The organism is Neobacillus sp. DY30 (assembly GCF_030123065.1).
In the GTDB taxonomy this organism is placed as follows: Bacteria; Bacillota; Bacilli; order Bacillales; family Cytobacillaceae; genus Neobacillus.
The window spans coordinates 5,359,753-5,378,548 of the sequence record NZ_CP126093.1 but is presented as its reverse complement, the minus strand read 5'-3'; the positions used below and the strand labels follow the sequence as shown (position 1 = coordinate 5,378,548).

13 protein-coding genes are annotated in these 18,796 nt (G+C 38.4%); 8 read left to right on the top strand and 5 right to left on the bottom strand.

Going from position 1 to position 18,796, the window contains the following annotated elements:
• The first annotated feature begins 2 nt into the window (after positions 1-2).
• From QNH29_RS26570 to QNH29_RS26555, 4 genes are all read left to right on the top strand, one after another.
• On the top strand, positions 3-3,062 hold the full coding sequence (locus QNH29_RS26570) for a glycoside hydrolase family 2 TIM barrel-domain containing protein (RefSeq protein ID WP_283862262.1): 3,060 nt from the start codon (positions 3-5) through the stop codon (positions 3,060-3,062).
• Positions 3,063-3,179: 117 nt separating this feature from the next.
• Entirely contained in the window at positions 3,180-4,862 is a 1,683-nt protein-coding gene (locus QNH29_RS26565; RefSeq protein WP_283862261.1) for an amylo-alpha-1,6-glucosidase, read from the top strand.
• Positions 4,863-5,744 (top strand): DMT family transporter, encoded by an 882-nt coding sequence (locus tag QNH29_RS26560; RefSeq protein ID WP_283862260.1) that lies wholly within the window; start codon positions 4,863-4,865, stop codon positions 5,742-5,744.
• A gap of 24 nt (positions 5,745-5,768) precedes the next feature.
• A complete protein-coding gene (locus tag QNH29_RS26555) occupies positions 5,769-6,767 on the top strand; it encodes a LacI family DNA-binding transcriptional regulator (RefSeq protein WP_283862259.1) in 999 nt (332 codons plus the stop codon).
• A gap of 146 nt (positions 6,768-6,913) precedes the next feature.
• On the opposite strand, the gene QNH29_RS26550 is transcribed toward QNH29_RS26555, so the two are convergent.
• On the bottom strand, positions 6,914-8,215 hold the full coding sequence (locus QNH29_RS26550; protein WP_283862258.1) for an MFS transporter: 1,302 nt from the start codon (positions 8,213-8,215) through the stop codon (positions 6,914-6,916).
• Between the two features lie 173 nt (positions 8,216-8,388).
• Between QNH29_RS26550 and QNH29_RS26545 the strand changes: the two genes are divergently transcribed.
• Complete coding sequence (locus tag QNH29_RS26545) at positions 8,389-9,603, top strand: helix-turn-helix transcriptional regulator (protein WP_283862257.1); 1,215 nt, start codon at positions 8,389-8,391, stop codon at positions 9,601-9,603.
• Positions 9,604-9,936: 333 nt separating this feature from the next.
• Here QNH29_RS26545 and QNH29_RS26540 read toward each other — a convergent pair whose 3' ends face one another.
• Positions 9,937-12,087 (bottom strand): ABC transporter permease subunit, encoded by a 2,151-nt coding sequence (locus tag QNH29_RS26540; protein WP_283862256.1) that lies wholly within the window; start codon positions 12,085-12,087, stop codon positions 9,937-9,939.
• Between the two features lie 194 nt (positions 12,088-12,281).
• Here QNH29_RS26540 and galE point away from each other — a divergent pair, with 194 nt between their 5' ends.
• Both galE and QNH29_RS26530 read left to right on the top strand, forming a co-directional pair.
• Positions 12,282-13,253 carry a UDP-glucose 4-epimerase GalE gene (gene galE, locus QNH29_RS26535; protein ID WP_283862255.1) on the top strand — a complete coding sequence of 324 codons (972 nt, stop codon included), beginning with the start codon at positions 12,282-12,284 and terminating at the stop codon, positions 13,251-13,253.
• Positions 13,254-13,453: 200 nt separating this feature from the next.
• Positions 13,454-15,253, top strand: a complete 1,800-nt coding sequence (locus tag QNH29_RS26530; RefSeq protein ID WP_283862254.1) for a sensor domain-containing protein — start codon at positions 13,454-13,456, stop codon at positions 15,251-15,253.
• A gap of 34 nt (positions 15,254-15,287) precedes the next feature.
• On the opposite strand, the gene QNH29_RS26525 is transcribed toward QNH29_RS26530, so the two are convergent.
• The gene (locus QNH29_RS26525) at positions 15,288-15,770 is read right to left on the bottom strand and encodes a GNAT family N-acetyltransferase (protein WP_283862253.1); all 483 of its coding nucleotides are present in this window, start codon (positions 15,768-15,770) and stop codon (positions 15,288-15,290) included.
• A gap of 62 nt (positions 15,771-15,832) precedes the next feature.
• Positions 15,833-16,552: a metallophosphoesterase family protein gene (locus tag QNH29_RS26520; protein ID WP_283862252.1), complete on the bottom strand. Its 720-nt coding sequence runs from the start codon at positions 16,550-16,552 to the stop codon at positions 15,833-15,835.
• A gap of 136 nt (positions 16,553-16,688) precedes the next feature.
• On the opposite strand from QNH29_RS26520, the gene purU reads away from it, so the two are divergent.
• Positions 16,689-17,588 (top strand): formyltetrahydrofolate deformylase, encoded by a 900-nt coding sequence (gene purU / locus QNH29_RS26515; RefSeq protein WP_283862251.1) that lies wholly within the window; start codon positions 16,689-16,691, stop codon positions 17,586-17,588.
• Positions 17,589-17,732: 144 nt separating this feature from the next.
• Here purU and sleB read toward each other — a convergent pair whose 3' ends face one another.
• The gene (gene sleB / locus QNH29_RS26510; RefSeq protein WP_481858846.1) at positions 17,733-18,437 is read right to left on the bottom strand and encodes a spore cortex-lytic enzyme; all 705 of its coding nucleotides are present in this window, start codon (positions 18,435-18,437) and stop codon (positions 17,733-17,735) included.
• Positions 18,438-18,796: the final 359 nt, after the last annotated feature.

Here is an 18,796-nt window from a genome sequence, read left to right as displayed (position 1 = left end):
ACATGCAACGTGAAATGAAAAGATGGGAAAATATCCATCTAACGGCCCTAAATAGGCTTCCGGCACATACTGATTTTTACAGATATCGTGAGTTTACTGAAGCAATCCAATTTAATAAAGAACGTAGTAAAGGATATAGATCACTGGATGGGAATTGGAAATTCCTATTCTTAGAGGCGCCCGAATTTTCACCAGAAGACTTCGAAGCGGAGAATTTTGAAATCAATCACCTCGATGATATTGAAGTACCGTCTTGCTGGCAGATAAAAGGTTATGGAAAAATGCATTATACCGATGTCTTATATCCATTTCCGATAAATCCTCCATTTGTTCCACAGGAAAATCCTACAGGAATCTATTTCAAAGATATAACTTTGGAAGATATAAAAGAAGACGAAAAAATCATCGTGAAATTTAACGGTGTCGATTCTGCCTTTGATCTTTACGCGAACGGTGATCATGCCGGCTTCAGTAAGGGTTCACGGATGCCGTCAGAATTTGACCTCACCCCGTATCTTCGAGAGGGATCGAATCGATTGACCGTTAGAGTTTACCAGTTTTCTGATGGAACCTATTTAGAAGATCAGGATATGTGGTGGCTTTCAGGTATTTTTCGAAGTGTAGAATTATATAGACTTAATCAAAACACGTTACAAGATGTTTACATTGAAACAGTTCCAGATGAGGAGTTTAAAGATTTTACACTCAAATTAACAGGTACGTTTTTATCGACAGATGTGACTAGCATAAACGTGAAGCTTTACCAGCAAGAAAAAGAGATTGATTGTTTCCCAGTCGAAATTTCGAATGGAAATTTCCAGGTGGTAAGAGAAATGATTGATCCATTATTATGGAATGCAGAGGAACCGAATCTATACATGGCTGTCCTTGATTATCAATTACCAAGTGGAGAAGTAGAATATGTGCCTCTAAGGTTTGGGGTCAGATCGATTGATATTACGAATAATGAAATCAGGCTGAACGGAAAAAGGATTTTCTTTAATGGCGTGAATCGTCATGATTTTAATCCGAAAATGGGCAGGACGGTTACCTACGAGGACATGCTTCAGGATGTACTCTTAATGAAGAAACATAATATCAATGCTGTCAGGACGGCTCATTATCCAAATAATGATGTTTTCTATGACCTTTGTGATGAATATGGGCTCTATGTGATTGATGAAACCGATCTCGAGTGCCACGGGTTTGAAAATACAGGGAATTATAACTGGATTAGTGATAATGAATTATGGGTGCATCAGTACGTTGACAGGGCAGTCCGAATGGTAAAAAGGGACCGAAATCACCCAAGCGTCATCATTTGGTCATTGGGCAATGAATCAGGTCAGGGCAGAAACTTCACTGCTATGTATCAAGCTATAAAAGAAATTGATTCTACTAGATTGGTACATTATGAAGGAGATCGTCATGCTGCCTATAGTGATATGTATACTACAATGTACACCCGATTAAAGGAGCTTGAAGAAATCGGCCAGGATTCTGAAGGGAAAAAGCCCCATATCTTATGTGAATATGGCCATGCAATGGGAAATGGTCCTGGGGGACTGACAGAATACCAAGAGATAATGAGGAAATACCCGCGATTGCAGGGTGGATTTGTATGGGAATGGTATGACCATGGAATCGAAAGTGTAGATGAAAATGGAAATATCTATTATCTTTATGGTGGAAATTACGGGGACTTTCCTACAAATGGGAATTTTTGCATCGATGGACTAGTATTTCCTGACAGGACGCCATCACCTGGACTGATTGAATACAAAAAGGTAATTGAACCGATTGTAACGGAAGCTTCCGACTTAACAGAACTCAAGATTAAGATTAAAAATAGATATGATTTTAGAAACCTAGAAGGTATTCAGCTCCATATTAAGGTAGTATCATTTAATCAAGTAATAGATGAAAAGAATATGATACTCCCAAATATTCCTCCACAGGAAGAGCGGGAACTGGCATTGCCTGTGAATCTTGAGGAAGCCTTTAAATATGACGATGTTCGTATAGAATTAAGTTATTCAGAACCAAAGAATACTTTATATGCAAATGAAGGTCATCTCATTACTAGTGAAAGTTTTTTACTAGAGCCGACAAAGGTGAAGAAAATGGTTATAACGAAGCGCAATGGTGGAACTCCGATTACCGTTACGGAAAATTTTGGACAGCTGCTGTTAGAAAATGAGTATTTTAAAACTGTTTTTTCAAAGATTCATGGTGTTCTCCAATCTCATACATTAAACGGGGAAGAAATTATTGAAAAAGGACCTGAGCTTACACTTTGGCGAGCGGTTATTGACAATGATATGTATAAGAAGGATGCTTGGATCAATAAATACTTTCTGAAAAATACGAAGGAACATTTAGTTTCCTTAAACTATGAAATAAATGAAGAATATGTTGATATTGAAATCAATAAATATTTATCGAGTGTCAATCAAGCATGGGGCTTTGATTTAACTTATCATTATCGAATTACTCAAGAGGGTGTGTTAAATCTTGAATTGAAAGGCTCTAAAATCATTCGGGGGAAAGAGATTCCTGAATTACTTCCTAGAATCGGAATTACGATGCACCTAAACAAAGAATACAATGATGTAACATGGTATGGCAGAGGAGATTCAGAAAGTTACCAGGATAGTAAACGAAGTCAAAGCATTGGCCTTTATCAAAAGCGTGTTGAGGAAATGCATACCGATTATGTTTATCCACAGGAAAACGGTTCAAGATGTGATACCTCTTTCTTAGCGCTAACCAAAGGGAATCAGTCTATTCTTTTTAATTTTAAAGAGATTAGAGATTTTACCATCCATGATTACGAAACAAGCGCATTAGAAGAAGCAACGCACCGAGGGAAAATTAAAAAGTCACCTTTCAATGTGTTAACGATTGATTATCGACAAAGTGGACTTGGCAGTAATAGCTGTGGTGAGGAGCAGCTTCCAGCTTATCGCGTAGGTGTCGAAGACTTTGAAATCCAGCTGGAAATTAGAAGTGTTGAAAGTGATCAACTGGTGGAAGAGAGTAAATACTTTAGAGCTCAATAGAATTTTTAGATTGTTTTCGTAAAGAATGTTGTTGTTAAAACGAGCCATTCCAAAAAGCAGGGGAAACCCTGCTTATTGGAATTATAGCTGATTATAATCAAATTGAGGTGAAATGGGATGAATTTAGATATTACCGAAATACCATTTTCCAGGTTTGGGTCCTATTTTTGCGTCTCTCAGGAAAAGGATTCCGGAAATGTTTATATAAGAGATGTTCATGGCGGTGATGATGCACCCTCCAAACTTTTTCAAGTTGATATCGTTTTAGATGGAGTTGAAAAAGAATACGAAGTTCGAGCTACGGAAATCTCCTTATCCTTCTATCTAAAAGAGACTTCTAAATGTGTTGCAGAAATCATTCTGCCTGAAGAAGATGAACTACATATTGAAGTACAGGATGTAGAACTCAGACTGCGAGCAACAAAGGGAAAATATGATTCGTTAATGGAATTGGAAGATGGGATGTACGAGTACCACATCTATCCGAAGGAACTAAAATTAATGATTCTGAACCTGAATGGTGTGATGTCTGTTGACGCCCCTTGGAATATCATTGGAAACGATTTTATCGATATGCGATTAACAAATGGTCATTTCGTCATCGAAAGTTATCGAACCGTTTATCAAAAAAAGGATTACCTTCCTTTTATCGAAGGAAGAGCTCAGGTTGATGGGCTTTATCAGGAATGGTTTAACAAGATGAAAAAGGGATATGACCAAACACACTATCTCCCTTCGGTGGAAAGGGCCTCCTATATTACATGGTCAAGCGTCGTTCATCCAGACGCCGTACTGAAGGATTATGCGATGTACATGTCGAAGTTGTGGATGTATAATATTTGGTCATGGGATAATTGCTTTAACGCATTAAATTTAGGCGAACATTATCCTGAACTTGCCTATGCTCAATTACAGATATTTATGGAGACACAAGACCAATCAGGCGCTTATCCTGATTTTGTCAATGATAAATTCATCTCCTATAATTGTATTAAGCCGCCGATTTTTGCTTATGTCTATGAACAATTAATGGAGAGAAATCATTACTTTAAAGATGAACAGCGGTTAAGAGCGGTTTATGAGTCGACTAAAAAAGTAATGAGCTATTTTGATACGTATCGGACTTATCCGGAAAGACTCCCACACTATAAGCATGGAAATGATTCCGGCTGGGATAATGCATCATTATTTCATAAGGGAATGCCTGTGGAAGCACCGGACCTTGCCAGCTTTTTGATTCGAACCTATGATATTCTTTCCTCTTTCGCGGAAACTTTGGGTGAAAAGGAAGAGGCAGAAAGATTTAAAGATAAAGCAGATTCACTGTTCACCCTTTTATTGGAAAGACTGTATGATGAAGACGGCTTTTTTGGGCGTGTTGGCAAAAAAGCTGACAAAGTCACGATCCGTTCTAGTTTAATCCTCAGGCTGCCAGTTATTATCGGCTATCGTTTGGATAAAGAGATCATGGATCGTTTAGTACTTGACCTTGAAGCGAACTTTGAGACCCAATATGGATTAGCTACAGAGAGTATCACGAGCAGGTTATATAAAGAAAATGGCTATTGGCTCGGACCGATTTGGGCTCCCGTTACGTATCTCTTTATACATTCTTTGAAAAATAATGGATATGATCAGGCGGCCAATCGTCTAAGGGATAAATTTCTTGATCTTACTCTTATTGGCGGGATGGCTGAAAACTTTGATCCACTCACCGGAAAAGGGCTGGTCGATACATCCTTCACTTGGACTTCAAGCGTATTTCTATTGTTATTACAAGATCATCTTAGGGGGGATTAAATGCAAAAATATATGGGGGAACTAGCCCTTACGATTACTGCGATTATATGGGGGAGTGGATTTGTTGCCAGTGCAATCGCCTTGGAACATTTTACACCCTATCAAATTTTGGCAATACGATTCTTGATTGGGGCTGTCATTTTAAGTGTTATTTTTTATAAACGACTGAAAAATATTAATAAAGCTACTATGATTCAAGGTGCTATCATTGGTATCTTTTTATATTTGGCCTTTGCACTGCAAACCGTAGGACTTCAATATACGACACCATCTAAGAATGCCTTCTTAACGGCTGTGAATGTCGTAATTGTTCCGTTTATCGCATTTGTTATCTATAAGAGAAAAATTGATATATATGAACTAACGGGCGCTATTTTAGCGATGATTGGTGTAGGTGTATTGTCGCTTAAGTTTTCCGGCGGGGTTAATATTGGAGATTTGCTGACACTCGGCTGTGCTTTTGGATTTGCATTTCATATTTTCTATACAGCAAAATATGTAAAAGATTCGGATCCTGTCTTATTAACGCTTATCCAAATGATGACTGCTGCAGTTATTGGTATCATGGTTGTTCTTTTCAAGGGAGAAACCTCTTTTTCTGTCCAAAAGGAAGGCGTTTTTTCACTTCTATATCTCGGTGTCTTTTCAACAACGATTGCGTATTTATTACAAACCGTTGCTCAAAAGATGATAACAGAAACAAAAGCTGCAATTATTCTTTGTACAGAATCATTCTGGGGTATGGTATTTTCTGTTGCAATCTTAGATGAAGCGATGACGATAAAAATGGTGCTTGGTGCTATCCTCATTCTTGTTGCCATCATCATATCAGAAACAAAGTTGCCTTTTTTAAAAAAGAACAAACTAAAAGAAATCACTTAAATAACAAGTAGGTAGGGAGAAATAATGGCCACAATAAAAGATATTGCCAATTTAGCTAATGTTTCAATCACTACCGTTTCAAGAGTATTAAATTATGATGAAACATTAAATGTTTCACCGGAAACTAGAAAGCGAATCTTTGAAGCGGCTGAGGAGTTAGCCTATGTGGTAGCTCCAAAGAAGAAGCAAAAAAGCAAATGGAAAATAGGGTTATACGATTCTTTTTCACTAGAGGAAGAATTATTAGATACTTATTACTTGTCGATAAGGGTTGCTTTGGAAAAAAAGTTAAAAAGTAAGAGCATCGACTTTTTTCGAATTGATAAGGAAGGAAATCAAGCCAATCTCAATAAAATTGATGGAATCTTATGCCTGGGAACCTTTAAAAGCAAGGATATTGAAAAAATTAAAGGTTTTAATAAACCTTGTGTCTTTGTTGATTCTAACCCGGACGAATATTATTTTGATTCGGTTGTAATCGACTTTAACTCTGCTACTAGAAATGCTCTTAACTATTTAACTGAACTTGGTCATGAGAATATTGGCTTTATCGGCGGAGTAGAAACGGATATGTATGGAAATCGATTTAAAGATTTAAGGCAGGATGTTTTTGAAAATTATTTGAAGGATAGAAATATCTTCAAAGAGGAATTGGTGAGAATCGGCGGATATGATCCAAAGGATGGTTATACAAATTTAAGAGAAATGTTACAATCCGAACCTAAACCAACCGCTGTTTTTGTTGCGAATGATACGATTGCAGTCGGGTGCTATAAAGCTGCCTATGAACTTGGGGTTAAAATACCCGAGGAACTAAGTATTGTTGGTTTTAATGATGTAGCTACAGCAAAATATATGGTCCCTCCTCTTACAACGGTAAAACTGTACACGGAAATCATGGGGGAAACGGCTGTAGATTTACTCATAGAACGGCTTTCCTCCAAAAGGGAAGTTAGCAAAAAAATCACAATTAATACGAAATTAATTATAAGAGAAAGTGCTTCCGTACCTCAAAAATTATAACGTAGAAACAAAAGAGAGCGGGAAATCCGCTCTCTTTCTTCATCTTAAAAGACTATCTTCTTTTTACCAAACAAAGTACCCCTTGGATGATTAACACAAGTGAGGTGGGATTCAACTGAATCCAGCCTCAAATATTTTTAACTTCTTTAAAATGCTTCCGCTTTATTCTTCACACGATTTTCCTCCGCCGCAAGTTCCGGGTGTACCTTCCGAATGACGGCTGGTCTTAAAAGGGTAAGGACTACACCTAAGAATATTCCAGATGAAAGAAGCAGTACCCATTGTGCAGGGAATACATCGTAAAGAAATCCATACAGTACCATTCCTAATGGCATTAAAGCCATCGCAACTGTTTCAACGAGGGAAAAAACACGACCCTTAAATTCGTCGGCAATTTGTTTTTGCATCATTACTTGGGTTGGTGTATTGACGAATACAATGCATGCTCCTAAACCAAGTTGAAGAATGATGTAGTAGCCAAACATGACGTTATAAGGCAGGGAGAAAAGTAAAGGTAAGGTCGCGCCCCCCATAATTATCCCCATGATAATAATTCCCCCTTTTGATACCAGCAACGGAAATCTTATCTCTCTCCGGATGGAGAGATAAATCGATAACAGCAGCATTCCCACCGCAAAGGCACCTTCAGTAAGACCAAAATGGTGAGAAAGCATTTTTAATTTTTCAATTAGAATGAAGGAGTAGCCAACCTGATAGGCACTGAAAAGGAAGTTTACTAAAAGGGCAATCCAGATAATGGTCATCAATAATGGCTGCAATTTTAAATAGGAGACCCCCGCCTTCATTCCTTGCCACATGGTTTCCTGTGTTTTTTTCATGTTGTTTTCCTTTGGGCCGGAAAACAAAGTGAAATTCATCGTGGCTTCGAGAACAATGGCAACAGTTGAGGCAGCCAGATAGAGAATAAGAAATAGCGGCATGGAAATCACTCCATATAATAGTCCTCCAACTGCTGGAGAAGCAATCGCCGCAAAGGATATAGACATTTGGTTTAATGACATTGCTTTTTGAATTCTGGCTTCGTCCACAAGTCCTGTTATTGAGGAAGTAAAAGCTACACTGGAGAACATGGATGTAAGAGATAGCAGGCAGGTAGTAATATAAATGGCGGTAAGCGATAATCCTGAAGTAACACTGACGAACAATAATCCCCCGATGGCCAAGGTGGTCGCTATTTGTGAGATAATGGCGATCCTTTTTCGTGGATATTTATCGATGATGTAACCTGCAAATGGTGCTGCGAGGGTACGAGGCAAAACATTGCAAATTAAGTTCAATGCAAAACTTTTCGCGGATCCCGTGGCTTGCAAAATATAAAAACTAATCGCAAATGAATATACCTGTGAACCGAAGGACGAAATTAGTTTGCTTATGGTGAAGGTCCAAAGATGATACGTGGCTTTTTTCAACATTAGACTGTTATTCATTAATATCTCCTCTTTCACTTATAAAGTTTAATTTAATTAAACAAATCATAGCATGAAGTTTTTACCAAATCAAGTGAAAGTTTAATTAAATTAAACAAAACGTTTACAGCTTTCAAATTAAGGGTAAGTTTAATATAATTAAACAAAGAAACTTTCTAAGGGGGTGTCCTAATATGTTAGGAGATCGAATACGAAAGATAAGAAAACAGAAAAAGTTAACGCTTGAAGCACTTGCTGGTCAAGGGCTTACCAAAGGTATGCTCAGCTTAATCGAGAACAATAAAGCGAAGCCTTCTATGGAAAGCTTGGCATACATTGCTGAAGGTCTAGGGGTAGATGTAACGGAATTACTAGGTGAAATTAGCACACAAGAGTTAAGGGCCATTCTTGAAAAAGCTGAAAAATTATATAATCAAAAATCCGACGAACAATACAAGGAAATATTAACACTGATTGAACCTTACTTAGAAAAACTCACACAAGGCTATGAATCTGCACGATTACTGGATATCTATTCCCGCAGTCTTTCCAAAGAAAAGTTACCTGGCTGGGAGGAGTATGCTAATCGGGCTGCGATTATCTACGACGAAATCAATTTAACAGCAAACCGTGCACAAATTGCAATTTTTCGTGCTATGGTGAAATTTATCCAACACGAGTATTCAAGGTCTTTGGATATTTTGCTAAGTGAACGGGAAGTAATTCAATTGACGCATGTATCCATGGATCCGATGACACGTATGGATTTTGATTATAATGAAGCCATTTTACATTTTGCGATTGGTGATAATGAGGCAGCGAGTGCTGTGATGGAAAAGGCTATTCAGTTTTCAAAAGAACAGAGAATATTTTATCGGATTAATGATTTATATAGACTTGGTGCAGGCCAAGCACTCATGTTTAAGGATGAAGAAAAGCTAGAGTTGTATTTGCGAAAGCTAAAACAATACGGGGAGTTTGCGGATGATTTACTCTCTATCCTCATTCATGATTTACTCATCGTTATGTCTCTAAATACAGTGAAACAGGAGTATACTGAGGCACTTGAAATCATCGATCCATTTTTATCCGACCCTAAAATGGAGGAAGTAGTAGAGGACTTGTATCAAATAGAAAAAGGAAAAGCTCTATACGGACTAGGACGCTTTTCGGAAGCTATTGCCTATTTTGATAAAGTAGAGACATCTACTACAACTCATCATCCGTTTGATTTGGCGCTTTATTATGTCCGCTATTCTTATAAAGCTTTGTGCCACCGGGAACTTGGAGAAAGGTTAGAAGCTCTTCAAGCAGCACAAATTGCCGTAGAGAATTTTGAACCCCTACCAGATACTCCTTTCAAACAATTTGCGATTGAGACGTATCAGATGATTAGGAATTTAGGTTGATCAGTAATGCTGCATAAAAACAGGGATTCTCCGGAAAAAAGGGGTGCCAGTCCACTGGTGATTGTGCCAGTATTCTGGGAATAGCAGAATTATGGTAACAATCCAAGGTGAATTGTGCCTGTAATATGGGAACAGCAAAATTACGGTAACAATTCAGGATGAATTGTGCCCGTAAATTGGAAACGGCAGGATTACGGTAACAATCCGAGGTTGATTCTGCCGGTAAACTGGGAACCACAAAATTATGGTAACAATCATCCGGTCAGATTATTATGTCCCTAAAAAAGACCTTCCGTTACAGAAGCTAAACCTTTCCGTAACGGGAGGTCTTTTTTACATTAACCGCTCAATTCTCCCTTTAAATGTTGGTTTAACGTCTATTTCTGTTTTACGATTACTATCTGGCTCAGGAGACTGATAAAATTCAGGATCAACTGGTTTAAAACTATCCTTCGTTAGTTGATAGGAAGGAACCTCGTTTGCCTTCACGTTAGCTTTTTGTTTACGTGGTTTTGGAGCTTTGTATAAAACACCGACTTTTACTTGCTGAACTTCTTTCACACCCTGAATAATCAGCTGCATGGCAAAAATCGCCAGCATGAAGGCAGCTAAAATCCACAAATACCAGTAACGTCCTGAAGCAATGGTCGTTCTGCCTAGCTCCCCAATTAATCCTGACCATTCATGAGTTATCGACATTGGCGGATCGCCCCCCATAGGATCAAAGCTAAGTTTGGTTCCGCCAAAGAAAAATTTAAATATCCCTAAATGAATAAAGATTAATAAGACTTGGATAAATTGAGTCCCCAATAAAATGGTTAAACGAGCACCAATATGCGGGAAAATGTGCCTCCAGAAAAGATGAAACCTGCTGCCGCCTAGAACTCGTGCACTTGCAATAAATTCATAATCAAGAACTCGCTTTATCTCACTACCTAATAAAACCGTTGTTAACGGAACGACCAAGATGGTTAAGATAAACATTTCTAGTAATATACGTTCGGTAAAGGTATATGTAAATTCATAGCCAAAACCGGTAAACGCCGGCATTAAAATAGGTGCCAATAAGATATAGGCTACCAAGCTTAACGGCAGGAAATGAATGGAGTCTATTAACTTAGCAAGCCATTGCTGTGTGCGTGGACTTAAATGAAAGGCATAAATGACCCCAAATAAAAGCCCGCCAAGAACACGCAATAAGGCGATTAACATAGCAAAAATCAATGTATATTTTGCACCGATCACTAATTGGTCAAAAAGGCTGAACCCTAATTTATCTGAGCCAAAGAAAAAAGGCTTTGTTGGTGCATGCGGCATTGCGCTAATGAGTGTCGCACCATCATCTGCGTAGTAAAGCCTTACTTGATCAACGTGGTTATCGGTTGTAACCGAATAAATGATGCTGTAACTGATGGTTACAATGAAAAATAAAGCGCCAAGAGCGAATTTCCAATTTTTCATATGCCTGCCTAAAGTGAGAAGTACATTGATAAATGGCCGGATTGGTGATACTTTTTTAGGGTTAATAGATTGAAATGTAAAAAGTAAGTTTTCAAAGAACCTCTTTGTCTCCTCCGCAATATTTCCCACGCGCAACATGTGCCGCCAGGAACTTCGTCTTTTTTCGTAAAATAGCGGATGATCCACTTTAAGCCATAAATCTACCAATTGGAATAAAAAGTAAAAAGGTGTAAAGATAAGACCGAGCGTTACAAAAATCGTGATCGGTTGGAAGTTATCCAGTAGGTAGAATGTTAGTCCATGGACATTAAACACCCGTTCAATAATAAATTGGCTGGAGAGTGTTCCCCAAATAATAATCTTTATATGATGAAACGAAAGAGGCATGATATTTTTTAAAACATGTCTGATCAGGATATTCAATTTGTCTATCCCTTTGCTTTTTACAAAGGTGACATAAACTTTTAAAAACTCTTCCTCAATCATAAGGAGAAGAATCTTGAACATGGAAACAAGCGGTAATATTGCCAATGTGACAATAGGTGCAAAATAGGCCTTTTCAGTAAAACTGGCAACCTTAAACAAATCAACTCCAAACGATTTAAAAATAACAATGGATAATACTTGTAAAACGCTTGCCAGTATCAAATCTGGAACCGACTCCAGCACATCAAGTAATTTCTTTATCGGACTAAGCAAAAGCTTAGGCAAAAAGGCGGATGCTAATGCAAGAAGAAGCGCGAAACTGAAGCCTGCCAAAAGTGCACCTAACAATATTTGCATGGAATAGATAAATGCCGGCCCCATAATCTCCATCATGGGAGCACCGCCAGCTTGCGAACGTTCGAACTTATAAATCCATGATTCTGCTTTGAACAAGTCCCTGCCAAAGGCAAGTAATTGTTCAAAATACCCTGTTGAATCTGGAGTCCCCCTGGTGGAAAAATATTGCGGAAAAACACTCACGCAAAATATAGATACCATTCCAAGGAGATAGTATGTAAGTAATCTAACAATCTTCAAAATATCTCACCCCATTTTCCTCCGCTAAAAACTACATTCGTATAATAGAAGCAGTAACGTAAAAGAAATTATATTCTAAATTTTCACTCCTTTCAAGACTCCTAATATTTTCCATAGTTAAATTTTGGACGTAAAAGGGTTTAAATTTGTTACAATAAATAGTGAAAATATATTTTTTGTTAGGGGACATGACTATGATTCTCGTCGTTGGCGGTGCTGGTTATATCGGCAGTCATCTTGTTAAGGAATTAGTGGAAAAAGAAGAGGTAATCGTGTTAGATAACCTGTCTACGGGTCATCGTGAGGCAGTGGATACAAGAGCCATTTTTGTCCAAGGCAGCCTTGGAAATGAAGAAGATTTACAAATGATTTTCTCGAGTTATCCGATAAAGGCAGTGATGCATTTTGCGGCGTACAGCTTGGTGGGAGAGTCAGTAGTGGATCCTCTCAAATACTATGAAAATAATGTAGCAGCAACGTTAACACTTTTAAAAGTAATGATGAAGAACAATATAAAGAACTTTATTTTTTCATCAACTGCAGCTACATATGGGATCCCAAATGTTGAAATCATTGATGAACAAACAGTTACTTCACCGATCAATCCCTATGGCCATTCAAAATTAATGATTGAACAAATGTTAGCTGATTTTTCTAAAGCCTATGGCTTAAATTATGTTGTTCTTCGTTATTTTAATGCCGCTGGGGCACATGAATCGTCTAAAATTGGGGAAAGCCATGATCCAGAAACACATTTAATTCCAATTATTCTTCAGCAGTTATTAGGTCAGCGCGAGAAAGTTGCTGTTTTTGGATCTGATTATGATACTGCTGATGGTACATGTATTCGTGATTACATTCATGTGACCGATTTAGCCAGCGCACATATCCTCGCACTAGATGCATTATTAAGTGGAAAGAAAAGTGCGGAGATTTATAATTTAGGGAATGGTCTTGGCTATTCTGTAAAAGAAGTCATTGAAACATGTGAGAAAGTAACAGGGGTTAAAGCAAATGTGGAAATGGCTGATCGTCGTGCAGGGGATCCGGCTAGGCTGGTCGCTTCATCAAAAAAAATTTACAATGAATTAGGCTGGAAAGCCGAGCGAAATTTGGAACAGATTATTGCCGATGCCTGGAAATGGCATAACAATCAGCAGTATTAAATAAGGAAACCCTAGTCCTTTGGTGGAGACTAGGGTTTTTTTGATCCACGATAGAAATATAAAGTTTAGACAAAAAGTGACACCATGAAAAATAATGTCTAAGTTTGTTGATATCAATCACAGCGATCTCCACCAGATTGTTATATGGTCACTATAAGCAGGTGTTTGATTCTCAGTGATCCGTGGAAAGGAGCTTTCTCTTGAGAAATGAGATCAAAGTTTCAGGTTTGGGTTATTTTGTTGAAGTTTGTAAAACTTTACTTTCTGAGGCTCCATATCCTTGTTATGTGATGGATTTGGAAGGCAGTATCGTTTTTTTAAATGAGGCTGTTCAAGAATTACTAGGTTATAAAAAACATAATGATTCTCAGCTTAATTTTGTTTCCATTTTAGAAGATGATGAGATAGATAAGACAATCAACCATTTTAATGCGGTCCTTCAGGGGGAAAGGTTGAGTTTACAAACGAGGCTTAGAAATCAGAATGGCCATGTGATAGAAGTATATATTCTTTCTATACCAGTAAAGGTTGATGGTGACATTCTTGGTATTTGCGGCTATATTACCCGAACGTCATCTGATTTTCCACCTTCCACTCCTGTGAACTGGGATACAATTTTTAATGGTATTAAGAGGATAGATAGAATCGCTGTAGATGTAGCGAACCGTAAAAAGGCAGAGGAACAGTTAACGTATTTAGCTTTCCACGATCCGTTAACAGGCTTGCCAAACAGACGAAAATTGGATCGTGAACTGCAAAAATCCATTACAGAAGCTAAGGAAAAGAATATGAGGGTCGGGGTAATATTCTTGGATCTCGACCGATTTAAAAATATCAATGATTCTCTCGGTCATAAAATGGGGGACAAGGTTTTACAAGTCATTGCGGAACGGTTAAAGGGCAGTTTGAGAAGTAATGATACAATCTCGCGCCAAGGCGGGGATGAGTTTGTCATCTTGCTTAAAAACATGTCCACAAAAGAGGACTTTTATGGAGCAGCAGCCAGGATAAATGCGATTATCGCAGAACCAATACGATTGCTGGGCAATGAATTTGTACTTAGCGCCAGTATCGGAATTAGTATTTTCCCGGATCATGGGTACGACGCAGAAGGATTAATTCAAATGGCAGACCAAGCGATGTATCTTGCGAAGGAGAGCGGGGCAGGTATTCAGCCTTATGAAGCGGGGATGTCGAAAAGCCTATCCCGGAAACTGCTGCTCGAACAATACCTCCATAAAGCGATTGAAAAGAATGAGTTATATCTGGTGTATCAGCCAATCGTTGATGTATACGGAAAAAAAGTGATTGGGTTAGAGGCTCTTCTTCGTTGGCAGCACCCAGTTTTAGGGGCAATACCACCTGGAGAATTTATTCAAATTGCCGAAGAGTCAGATTTAATTATAAAATTAAGCAATTGGGTATTGGAAACGGCCTGCAGGCAGCGGAAAATATGGGCTGATATGAACCTGCCGCCATTCTATATTTCTATTAATGTGCCAGCGAGGCAGATTAATGTCGAATCTTTCCTTGATACCGTCAAGGACACGTTAGAACGCTATTATTTATCAGCTAATCTATTAAAAATAGAAATAACAGAAAGAACTGCCATGACCAATGTCGAGCAAACCTTGAACACGTTAAAAGAATTACAGGATAATGGGGTAGATATTATTCTCGATGATTTTGGCGTTGGCTATTCGTCCATCAGTTACCTAGTACAATATCCATTTAATACGATAAAAATAGATAAATCCTTCATTCAAGGTTTGGAGAATAAAAATCAGCGGTCTGTTTGTCGAACCTTAGTGGCCATGGGCAGGAACCTTGGAATGAATGTGGTGGCAGAGGGAGTGGAGGAGTTAGAACAATATCAATTCTTATGCAGTATTGGCTGCCATAATATGCAGGGCTACTATTTTAGCAGACCGGCTTGTGTCGAGTTAATCGCGACGTTCTTCACGCCCGAACAGAAGTGTTTACAGGCTAAGTTTATATAAAGCCGGAGACTATATTGTCTTCGGCATGTGAATATTAATCAATTTTAACCATCGTAATAAATTCAGTTGTCCCTCTACTAAACTCCACTTTTTTATTAAACCCAAGTTTCGTATAAAGATGAATGGCTCTTTGATTAAATTTTGCCACTGTTAATCGGATTGAATCCAGGTGATAGGTTTCTTGTATATATGAAAGGATAAATTTGAAGAACTGGGTTCCAAACCCCTGACCAGTTATAGCAGGTTTCATGCCAATACCGATATCCTTCATATCCTTCATATCCTCATTATAGGCACCTACTGTGGCCCCAAATGGAACTTGTGCGGCGATCCCGATACAAAAGAAGCCGATGAGTTTATCGTCTTGATTCAAAACGGCATAATAGGGGTTTTCTAGTAATTCGTTAAGAGATTCAGAGGTTTCTTCATTGTTATAAAAATCATAGGGTGCTTCGTATTTCCAATTGAGTATTTGTTTCGCATAGTCCTCCGTCATATTCCTTACATGTAATTGCATTTTTTAAAACTCCTTTTTATCTTTAAAGGAAAACGCTGCTATTAAGTTAGCAGCGAATTTCCTTAGATTTTAGCCGTCCGAATAATGTTACTCATCATTTCTGCATTAGGGTAGTTGACCTCATGGTAGCGTGCTACGACACTTTCAAGATCATAGTTTACTCTTCTTATGGATGTTTTTATATGTCCGTCCTCTATTTCAACTAGGCCATAGGAGGCCTTTGTCAGACCATCGAACGGTAAACCCACGCTGCCGATGTTCATAATGATTTTGCCATTTATGTATCTAATATATGGCCTGTGAATATGCGCGTAAATGAAAACCTCTGCACCCTGCGCTTGCATCAAACTCGTTTCGATTTGGCTGTCATCCGCGTTCGGAAGTATGGTATCAAATAAACTTGTTGGGGTAGCATGGAATGCTGATAGTTGAACACCTTCGACGGTAAGATTTAAAGTAGTTGGCAGGCTGTCTAAATATTCAATATCCGATGGTTCCAATCGCTCCACAATCCATTGGCGTTCAATGTTCATTAACTCCAGAACCTTATCTGCCACTTCACCTTTCCGAACACCGCGTACCACCCATTCATCGGCATTTCCTTTGATTACATCTGTATGTAGAGAGCGAACGAGGTCAAGAGACCGTTTAGGCTCTGGCCCGCGATAACATATGTCACCTAACACATAAATTTTATCCATTCTCTGTTTCTCAATATCCGCAAGAACCGCGTCCAGTGCGATGGCATTCCCGTGGATATCAGAAATGAAAGCCATTTTCATATCACAGACAACCTCCTTTTTAAAAATATTACCATTATTTATGTGTGAAATAAAATTAGAATTTTCAAGAAAATCTTCGCTTCTAAAGGCTGTGTGCTGTATAATCTTTTCTAATAATAATAGAGGAGTTATGAAAATGAATGCTTATATCAAAGACCAACTAGAAAAATTCCAACAAGAGAACCGTAATCGTGGACGATTACTCGTAAGTTGTCCAGATCAGCCAGGGATTGTTTCAGCGATCTCGCAGTTTTTATTTTCGTTTCAAGCAAACATCATCGAATCTAGTCAATATTCTACCAATCCGGAAGGCGGAGTATTTTTTATCCGTATTGAATTTGAATGCCCGAACCTAAAGGAAAAGGCAAAGGATATGGAAGGGCAGTTTGCTGCAGTTGCTGAGAAGTTTTCGATGGATTGGAAATTAACGCACGTCTATCAGGTAAAAAAAGCAGCTATCTTTGTATCTAAGGAGCTTCACTGTTTGCTTGAACTGCTATGGGAATGGCAAAGTGGTGATTTAATGGCGGATATCGCGCTGGTCATCAGTAATCATGAGGAAGCTAGAGATGCAGTAGAAGCTTTAAATATACCGTTTTATTATATTCCTGCGAATAAGGATATTCGAGAACAGGTCGAAGAGAAACAGCTTGAGTTATTAACAGAATATGAAATTGATTTAGTGATATTAGCACGTTATATGCAAATCTTGACGCCTAAATTTGTCGCTGCCAATCCAAAAAGAATTATTAATATACATCATTCCTTTTTACCAGCGTTTATTGGGGCAAGACCATATGAACGTGCCCATGCCCGCGGGGTAAAGCTAATTGGAGCAACCTCTCATTATGTGACCAATGATTTGGATGAAGGACCGATTATAGAGCAGGATATTGCACGTGTTGATCACCGTGACGATGTGGACAACTTGAAAAAAATTGGCCGTAGAGTAGAAAGAAGTGTATTGGCTCGAGCAGTGAAATGGCATATTGAAGACCGGATTATTGTTCATCAGAATAAAACGATTGTTTTCTAAGGTTTCAGGGTTTGTTAAACAGAAAGAGGATGACTCGATTTTTGAGTCATCCTCTTTCTATTTGAAGAAAAGAATACTGCCACTTGCCCGAATTCCAATGGATGTAACAAATTCAGTCACATAGACCCACCTCTATAAGACTTTTCATTTACAAAATATATGTTTACCAATTTTCTTTATCTGTGGACGGCTCCAGATCCAACTGCTCGTTGCGGTATCAGGATTAAAGTAATATAGGGCATTTCCGCTTGGGTCCCAACCATTTAAAGCATCCTGGACTGCCTTTTTTGCTGTTTCATTTGGTGTTAAATTAATTTGTCCATCAGCAACTGCCGTGAAGGCTCCTGGTTCATAAATCACCCCGGCTGCAGTATTTGGAAAAGAAGCACTTTGAACCCGGTTTATAATGACAGCTGCAACCGCGACTTGACCTTCATAGGGTTCCCCGCGGGCTTCCCCGTACACGGCATTTGCCATCAAACGGATATCATTTGCACTATAACCGCTTGGAACATTGGCGGCGTTAGAACTGTTATTGCCATTCTTTTCATACTTTGTTGCCCTAACCAGCATTGCCTTTGTATTTGCCCCGACAATTCCGTCGACAGGAAGTCCAAATTCATACTGGAAATTCCGTACAGCCCAGTAAGTATTCCACCCAAAAATTCCATCAATCTTACTTTTAAAAAAGCCATTATAGGCAAGACGCGATTGTAACTCAATGACATCCTCTCCACGGGCTCCTTGTTGAAGAACCTGGTTTGAGAATGCATGTACTTCCTTCCCTTGATCGCTGTTGGCTAAAAATGTAACAGTTAGAAAAAGTATGATCAGTGGAAGCTTAACTATATGTTTCCCCTGCACAATTTAACCTCCTAACGAAAAAACAATATACTTACTATACTTTCATATTTTTTACAGTTTTATGTACCTAATAAAATCTATACTATTTTGGGTGATGAAGGACAAATCATAGTAAGGAATCAAGAGATTTGTCTTTCATAAAGGGGATGAAGGACAAATCCTAGTAAGGAACCAAAAGATTTGTCTTTCATAAGGGGGATGAAGGACTAATCATAATAAGGAACCAAGAGATTTGTCTTTCATAAGGGTAATGAAGGACTAATCATAATAAGGAACCAAGAGATTTGTCTTTCATAAGAGTAATAAAGGACAATACGCAAAAAAAGTCCCCAATAAGTGGGGAC